Genomic DNA, 8,141 nt, shown 5'->3' with positions numbered 1-8,141 from the left:
TGAATTCTGCGAAATGTCAGGAGCTATCGCAAGGCTATTGGGAAGTATTTGGCAATGAAGATTTCCTTGCGCTTAATAAGCAACTTAAAATTGATTGGGAGAAACAGTATGTTGTGTTAGAGGAGCTAAGACAATTCGCAAGAGGGGTGTGTATACAACAAAAATAATTGAGAACAAAACGCTATAACTCCTTATATCACAAGGCGGAATAGTGTTTTTCTGATTTTTAACTGTCAAACTCGGGATTATATCAAAAAAATCTGAAGAATCACTAGAAAAGTTACTTTTTAGTAATTTATGTTAGGTTGCGTGATGATAACTTCAAGACTTGAAATAGGGAACGACTATTTTAAGATGTTCCGTTGAAAAACTGTGCCGTCTATAAATAGTTTTTCAAGTATTTTTTATAGCCAACCTCATTTTCTGTTCTAATTTTCATTTTCTACTTGACACAGGTCTATTATTTTCTATACTAATAATTGTAAACTTCAAAAAATATGATGTTTACAATAAGAGGGGGTATGAAAACACATCACCTCACATTATCAGCTATTGTCTTAACTGCGCTCATTGTCATGGCTTATGTGCCGCTTCCCCTTGTTCCGATAACCATCCAAAATCTTGGCATCATGCTAGCAGGTGCTTTACTTAGGGGGCGCAAAGGTTTCATCACTGTTACGCTGCTTCTATTACTTGCCATGCTCGGTTTACCTGTTTTAACTGGTGGTTCTGGTGGATTCGCACGTTTTTTGGGTACAACTGCTGGTTATTTATGGGCTTATCCTATTAGTGCTGGGTTGATCGGGTTCGGTATCATAAAATTAAATCAATTAAATCGTTTGTCCTTTTTTAGTGTTTTTCTTGTCATCTTAACCTGTGGTGTTCTTTTTATTGATACATGGGCGCATTTGGTCTAACGATTGTCACAAAGATGCCCTTACACCAATCCCTCTTTCTACAATTAACCTATCTCACAGGTGATAGCATCAAGGTAATCCTTGCAAGTACGCTCACAGTTACTTTACACACACGATTTAGACAGTATTTATATGCCTGAGATATTTGGCTTACAAGTTGACAAATCTGGTCGCTGTCAGCATTGGCATAGTGAACAAGATATTATTGCGAATCAGTGCGCCAGTTGTCAACAATATTTTGCCTGCTACTTGTATCATGATGGCTTTTTTACAGTCAGTTCTAGACAAATTTTAAGTGTGATGTGTTGCGTTTGTCGCACTCAAATGACTGGCGAGGTTTATCATCACTTAGTGGCTTGTTCTATTTATCAACATCCGTTCAATACCAACTGTCAACTACATGCGCATATCTATTTTAGAGCATGATAAAACACAAACATTTTGACTTTCAGTATGCTAAAAATCACGGCAAATAACAATTGATTACCTAAACATAGTGCTTATCATGATAGCATTGTTTGAGTAAGGTTTAAGGTATTTATGTTAGAATGAAGTATGACAACTTCAACAGCAGAAATCATTTTGAATTTATTAATTGACCATGAAAACGAATGGGTCTCTGGCCAAGAAATAGCAGCCAAGCTGAAACTCTCGCGGGCAGCAATTTGGAAGGCTATCGCCAAATTGACCGCTGATGGCTTTACAATTGAGAGACAGCGCGGGCCTGGGAAAGGCTATCGGTATATTCCGGATGAAAAAATGAGTGTTGCAGGTATCACACATGAGCTACAGCATACTATCGCCGTCCGAGTTTTTGACAGCCTGCCTTCGACCAATGTCTATGCCAAACAAAGACTAGTCAGTGGTGAGATGCGTGAACCAACTGTGGTTATCGCCAATATCCAGACCAGAGGAACTGGCCATTTTGGTCGTGTCTTTGACTCGCCTGCCCAAACGGGCTTATATCTCAGTTTTGCGCTCCCGATTACGCCAGAAAATCAAGTCGTGCCTCAACTTCTAGCGACCAGTATCGCCGTTGCTGTTAGCAGAACAGTTAAAGATCTTTTTGCCATTAATTTAGACTTTAAATGGATTAATAATATTTATTATCAGGACCAAAAAGTTGGTGGAATTTTAACCGAAGCCATCGTTAATTTTGAAACGCAGACCTACTCAGCTCTTATCGTTGGCATCGGGCTAAACTTGACCAACAAACAGACTGAGCTGGGCTACCTTACCAGTCAACTCGCGATTTCTCGCAACCAAGTCGCTGCTTCTCTGATTGACCATTTTTTGAGCCTCTACAATACTTACCAAGATGGCAAATTCCTGACGGATTATCGCACACATTTCAGCGATCTGGGCAAATCTGTCCAGATTCAATGTGGTCAGCAACTTTTAAGTGGCAAGGCTGTCCGCATTGATAACGACGGGCGATTAGTCCTCGAAACAGCAGATGGTTTGCAAAAATTAGTGGCCGGTGAAACCATCTAAAAAGTGCAGTGACTCTCAAATTTGAGAGCCCTTGCACTTTTTATTTGATTAAGTCACCTCTTCAAGGTATCACAAAATTCCTCGGTTAATCCTCACATTTCCCATTTCAAATCCTCGCATATCATGATAAAATAGACTCATGACATTAAAAAATTTATTCTTTGATTTAGATGGAACCATTCTGGAAAGCTCCAGAGGGATCCTTAACAGTTTTCATCATACATTTGATGAAATGAAATATCCTCAGTTATCCGATAACGAATTAAACACCTTCATCGGTCCACCCCTTGAAAAGACATTTGCAACCCTCTCAAATGGTGATGACGCATGGGCTGAAAAAGCCATCGAAACTTATCGTAGCTACTACGCCGCAAAAGGTATGCACGAAGCCGAACCTTACGACGGTATTTTGGAGATGCTTGATGCGCTACAACAGCAAGATTACAAACTTTACATCGCCACTTCCAAAAAAGAAGATGTTGCCAAAAAAATGCTTGTGTCACTCAATCTAGCGCAATATTTTCAGGGAATTTTTGGCAATACCCCCCAGTCCCACTCCAAAACCCTCGTCCTTAGGAAATCACTCATCAACACACAGTCGACACCTGAAACATCGGCCATGATTGGGGATAGAGACTATGACATCATTGGGGGAGTGGAAAACAAGGTAGCGAAGACTATCGGTGTCCTCTGGGGTTTTGGTGATAAAACTGAGCTTGAGAAGGCTGGCAGTGACATCATCATCGCCCACCCGCAACAACTTTTGGAGAAAATCAGATGAGAAATTTGAAATTTAAATCCGTTTTCGACATCATGGGTCCCATCATGATTGGGCCATCAAGCTCACATACTGCCGGTGCTGTTCGCATCGGTAAAATTGTGCATTCGATTTTCGGTGACCAACCGACCGAAGTCGCGTTTCATCTCTACCAGTCTTTCGCTAAAACCTACCGTGGCCATGGGACAGACTCGGCGCTAGTGGCGGGGATTTTAGGCATGGAGACAAATGATCCTAGGATTCCAGATTCTTTGGAAATTGCCGATAAGGCTGGGATTAAAGTCTTTTGGCATATTCACAAAGACGAAAAAGCTGACCATCCCAATACTGCCAAAATTATCATCAAGTCTGAAACCAAGACTATGTCCATCAAAGGCGTTTCTATCGGCGGTGGCAATATCCAAGTGACTGAGCTAAACGGCTTTGACATTGCCCTGAATATGAACACGCCGACCCTGATTATCGTCCATCAAGACGTCCCCGGCATGATTGCCAAAGTCACGGACAGCCTGTCAAAACACAACATCAACATCGCACAAATGAACGTCACGCGGGAAAATGCGGGTGAAAAAGCCATCATGATTATCGAGATTGATTCCCGTGATATTGACCAAGCCCTCGCCGAAATCAAGGCCATTGACAATTTGCATAATGTCAATTTCTTTGATTAACTTTAAAGGAGCAGCTCGTCCAACGGCTAAGCGGTAGTTCAGCGACTAAGATTTTTTTCAAAAATCAAGTCTACTGTACATAGCAATTTCCCTAAGTTCTTCGTCCTTTCATTCCTCAATCGCTAAAGGAGTAGTCATGTTCTACACAATACACGAATTAGTCACGCAAGCTGAACAGCAGTTCGACGGGTCAATCTCTGAGTTGATGATTGCGACCGAAATCGAAACTTCTGGTCGGACGCGTGGCGAAATTATCGCCCTCATGTCAGAAAATCTCAGAGTCATGTTAGCTTCGATTGACAACGGTATGACAGAAAAAACATCCCGCACTGGCTTGACCGATGGCGATGCCCTCAAACTTGATCGCTATATCAAATCTGGTCGCACCCTATCAGAGAAAACTGTTTTGACCGCTGCGAAAAATGCCATGGCCGTCAACGAAAGCAACGCCCAGATGGGGCTCGTCTGTGCCACACCAACCGCTGGTAGCGCAGGATGTGTCCCAGCAGTTCTCGCCACTGCCATTGATAAACTTCAGTTGACTGAAGCACAGCAAGTGGACTTTTTATTCACCGCTGGCGCTTTCGGCCTCGTCATCGCTAACAACGCCTCGATTTCAGGTGCTGAAGGTGGCTGTCAAGCTGAGGTCGGTTCAGCCGCCGCCATGGCTTCAGCTGCCCTAGTTATAGCCGCTGATGGTAATCCCCATCAGGCCAGTCAAGCCTGTGCCTTTGTCATTAAAAATCTCCTCGGTCTCATCTGTGACCCTGTAGCAGGACTGGTCGAAGTGCCCTGTGTTAAACGTAATGCCATGGGTGCAAGCTTCTCACTCGTTGCAGCTGACATGGCTTTAGCTGGTATCGAGTCCAGAATTCCAACTGATGAAGTTATCCAAGCCATGTATCAAGTCGGACAAGCCATGCCTAGTGCCTTCCGAGAAACAGCCGAAGGTGGACTTGCTGCAACACCAACAGGCAAACGATTAAAGGCTGAGATATTTGGTTAAATCGAAATAGAGATGAAAAGCCCAGAATATTGACATTCTGAGCTTTTCTTATTGCCTTAATATAAAGAGCTTTTAAAGAATAGATGCTAAATAGCTAATTGAAATTGGTTATCGTCTATTTTTATATCGCTTATCAATCAATTATAATTCAGCAAAACAATTCGAAATCGGTAAATAATTGATTACTTGATGAACTCATAAACTTTCTGAGAAACAGTAGGATATTTCACCTGATACTCACTCACTTGAACCAAAAAACCTTATCAAATGACAAGGTTTTTGTGTAGTATCAATTTATTTGTGACCCGAAACTCGCAAGCGATTAAGCGCCCGATGTAGGGCGACTTCAGCGCGCTTAGCAGCATCGACATCACGTGTGTTCTCAGCTTCTTGCAGTTCGCTTTCAGCCCGACGTTTGGCACGTTCGGCACGTGTCACATCAATATCGCGTTCACGTTCAGCCGAATCGGCAATAATGGTGACAAAATTATCACGGACTTCAGCAATCCCACCATTGACGGAAATCCAGTCAACGTGTTTTTCATCGTCAATCCGACGCACTTTCAGCTCATCAATTTTCAATGAGGCAATCGTTGGAATCATGTTAGGCAAGACCCCAAGTTCGCCATCAACCGTTGATAACAAGATAAAATAGGCATGGTGATCGTAACAGATCCCATTAGGCGTGATGACTTGGACTGTCATGTAATCCATATCAGACCTCCTTAGTAACCCATTTTCTTAGCTTTTGCGATGACATCTTCAATTGGCCCAACGGCACGGAAGGCATCTTCAGGTAAATGGTCATATTGACCAGCAAGAATATCCTTAAAACCTTTAACCGTTTCTTCCACTGGTACATATGACCCCGGTTGTCCAGTAAATTGTTCCGCCACATTGAAGTTTTGTGAGAGGAAGAATTGAATGCGACGAGCGCGACCAACAAGGGTCGTTTCTTCGTCAGATAATTCGTCCATACCCAGAATAGCGATAATATCTTGCAATTCACGGTAGCGTTGGAGGACACGTTGGACTTCTGTCGCCACTTCATAGTGTTCTTGACCAACGATTTCCGGTGTCAAAGCACGTGAGCTTGATGCCAACGGGTCAACGGCTGGATAAATCCCTTGTTGCGTGAGTTTACGCTCAAGGTTGGTCGTTGAGTCCAAATGGGCAAAGGCTGTCGCTGGCGCGGGGTCAGTATAGTCATCGGCTGGTACATAGATGGCTTGGATAGAGGTAACAGACCCTTTTTTAGTCGACGTAATCCGTTCTTGCAATTGCCCCATTTCTGTTGCCAATGTTGGTTGGTAACCAACGGCTGACGGCATCCGACCCAAGAGAGCAGATACTTCAGAACCCGCTTGCGTGAAACGGAAGATGTTATCGATAAACAAGAGCACGTCTTGACCTTCAACATCACGGAAGTATTCCGCGATTGTCAAACCAGCCAAGGCAACACGCATCCGCGCACCCGGTGGCTCATTCATTTGACCAAAGACCATGGCAGTTTTTTCAATAACGCCTGATTCTTTCATTTCTTCGTAAAGGTCATTTCCTTCACGCGTCCGTTCGCCAACACCCGTAAACACGGAAATACCACCATGTTCTTGGGCGATGTTGTGAATCAACTCTTGAATCAAAACAGTTTTACCAACACCGGCACCACCGAAAAGACCAACTTTACCCCCTTTAAGATAGGGAGCAAGTAAATCAATAACTTTGATACCAGTCACAAGGATTTCGTTAGAGGTAGACAATTCATCAAAAGCAGGTGCTTTTTGATGAATTGGGCTACGCTCAGCATCCTCAGGGAATGGTGTTTCCAAGTCAATTGTATCACCAATCACGTTAAACACACGACCAAGGGTTTCTTTCCCGACAGGGACACTGATTGGGCGACCTGTGTCAAGAACTTCAAGGCCACGTTTTAAACCATCAGTAGACTCCATGGCAATGGTGCGGACAACACCGTCACCAAGCTCAAGCGCTACTTCTAGCACGATTTTAGTTTTAGTCTTATCGCCATTGTCTTTATAGACAATCAGCGCATTATTAATTTCAGGAAGATTTTCTCCACCTGCAAACTCTACGTCTACAACTGGTCCGATTACCTGTGAAATTTTACCAGAGCTCATATTACCTCCTGTTTTATTAAGATATTCAGATGACAACTTCTCAGCACCATAACGTGAGTGACCCAAGTCAGATAGACTAGGGATACCTACAGTCTGGGGCAAGTTGTCAACACTCAATTATTTGAGTATACCTATTCCAAGGCACTCGCGCCGGCAACAATTTCCGTAATTTCTTGGGTAATGGCTGCTTGGCGGGCGCGGTTGTATTGGATAGTCAGATCATTGATCACATTTTTGGCATTATCTGTTGCGGCTTGCATGGCTGCCATACCCGCAGCATGTTCAGCCGTTTTCGCATCGATAATGCTACCATAAATCATGCTTTCCGCATATTGGGGCAAAAGTTGTGCCAATATGGTCTCACGATCGGGTTCAAGTTCAAATTCTTGATGATGAGATGTGGCTTCATTTTCGTCTAAATCAGAAATCGGCAACATTTTTTCAACGCGTACCTGACTCGTCAAAGAATTAACATGGTGATTGTAACAAACATACAATTCATCAAATAATTCATTTTGATAAAGACTAACTGATTTATTAACGATTTTGCGAACTTCATCAAAAGTTGGCTGTTCAGACAGACCACGAAGCTCATACGAGACGTTAATATCGCGGGCTTTGAAGAAGTCTGCGCCCATGCCACCAAGGGCAATGATAACATACTCTTCTTGATCATCATGATCATCTGCCAACATCTGCATAACAGCCTTCAAAATCGTTGAATTATAACCACCGACGAGACCTTTATCAGATGTGATGACAATGTAGCCCGTCTTTTTAACGAGTCGCTTAATCAACATCGGATTGTTTGACCCCTCAGATAATTCTGAGCCAATCAAATCGGTCGTCATCGCCCGAACTTTTTGGGCATAAACTTGAAAATTCTTAGCGTTTTGTTCAGATCTTGTCAATTTAGCAGCAGATACCATTTGCATGGCACCTGTAATCTGACTTGTTTTTTTAGTAGATGCAATTCTGACTTTGATTTCATTTAGCGAAGCTGGCATAGCAAACCTCCTCGTATAATATATTCTAGTAGTGATTAACCACTACGATTTTTACCTAATTGATATTAATTTTCACTTGACTACTGAGCCGTTTCTCAGAGATAATAGTTCTGGAATGGACTCACGGATT

8 protein-coding genes are annotated in these 8,141 nt (G+C 42.8%); 5 read left to right on the top strand and 3 right to left on the bottom strand.

What is annotated here, in order from left to right; all coding sequences use genetic code 11:
- Nucleotides 1-521 precede the first annotated feature (521 nt).
- From ACYQ21_RS13835 to sdaAA, 5 genes are all read left to right on the top strand, one after another.
- Nucleotides 522-917: a biotin transporter BioY gene (locus ACYQ21_RS13835; protein ID WP_460059114.1), complete on the top strand. Its 396-nt coding sequence runs from the start codon at nucleotides 522-524 to the stop codon at nucleotides 915-917.
- A 555-nt stretch (nucleotides 918-1,472) separates the two neighbouring features.
- Nucleotides 1,473-2,411 (top strand): biotin--[acetyl-CoA-carboxylase] ligase, encoded by a 939-nt coding sequence (locus tag ACYQ21_RS13830; protein ID WP_460059112.1) that lies wholly within the window; start codon nucleotides 1,473-1,475, stop codon nucleotides 2,409-2,411.
- 139 nt (nucleotides 2,412-2,550) lie between these two features.
- The gene (locus ACYQ21_RS13825; protein WP_460059110.1) at nucleotides 2,551-3,192 is read left to right on the top strand and encodes an HAD hydrolase-like protein; all 642 of its coding nucleotides are present in this window, start codon (nucleotides 2,551-2,553) and stop codon (nucleotides 3,190-3,192) included.
- Nucleotides 3,189-3,860 carry an L-serine ammonia-lyase, iron-sulfur-dependent subunit beta gene (gene sdaAB, locus ACYQ21_RS13820; RefSeq protein ID WP_460059109.1) on the top strand — a complete coding sequence of 224 codons (672 nt, stop codon included), beginning with the start codon at nucleotides 3,189-3,191 and terminating at the stop codon, nucleotides 3,858-3,860. The genes ACYQ21_RS13825 and sdaAB overlap by 4 nt, the downstream gene beginning before the upstream one ends.
- A 136-nt stretch (nucleotides 3,861-3,996) precedes the next feature.
- Nucleotides 3,997-4,866, top strand: coding sequence for an L-serine ammonia-lyase, iron-sulfur-dependent, subunit alpha (gene sdaAA, locus ACYQ21_RS13815; RefSeq protein ID WP_460059108.1), 870 nt, complete (start codon nucleotides 3,997-3,999; stop codon nucleotides 4,864-4,866).
- A 294-nt stretch (nucleotides 4,867-5,160) separates the two neighbouring features.
- On the opposite strand, the gene ACYQ21_RS13810 is transcribed toward sdaAA, so the two are convergent.
- The 3 genes from ACYQ21_RS13810 to ACYQ21_RS13800 all read right to left on the bottom strand — a co-directional run bounded on the left by ACYQ21_RS13810 (nucleotide 5,161) and on the right by ACYQ21_RS13800 (nucleotide 8,011).
- A complete protein-coding gene (locus tag ACYQ21_RS13810) occupies nucleotides 5,161-5,580 on the bottom strand; it encodes a F0F1 ATP synthase subunit epsilon (RefSeq protein ID WP_460059107.1) in 420 nt (139 codons plus the stop codon).
- Between the two features lie 11 nt (nucleotides 5,581-5,591).
- Complete coding sequence (atpD, locus tag ACYQ21_RS13805) at nucleotides 5,592-7,004, bottom strand: F0F1 ATP synthase subunit beta (RefSeq protein WP_460059115.1); 1,413 nt, start codon at nucleotides 7,002-7,004, stop codon at nucleotides 5,592-5,594.
- 131 nt (nucleotides 7,005-7,135) lie between these two features.
- Nucleotides 7,136-8,011, bottom strand: a complete 876-nt coding sequence (locus ACYQ21_RS13800) for a F0F1 ATP synthase subunit gamma (protein ID WP_460059106.1) — start codon at nucleotides 8,009-8,011, stop codon at nucleotides 7,136-7,138.
- Between the last annotated feature and the right edge of the window lie 130 nt (nucleotides 8,012-8,141).

The sequence above is a fragment of the Pseudolactococcus yaeyamensis genome (assembly GCF_054658615.1).
Note: the sequence above shows the minus strand (reverse complement) of the source record. Positions and strands in the feature narration are given on the sequence as shown.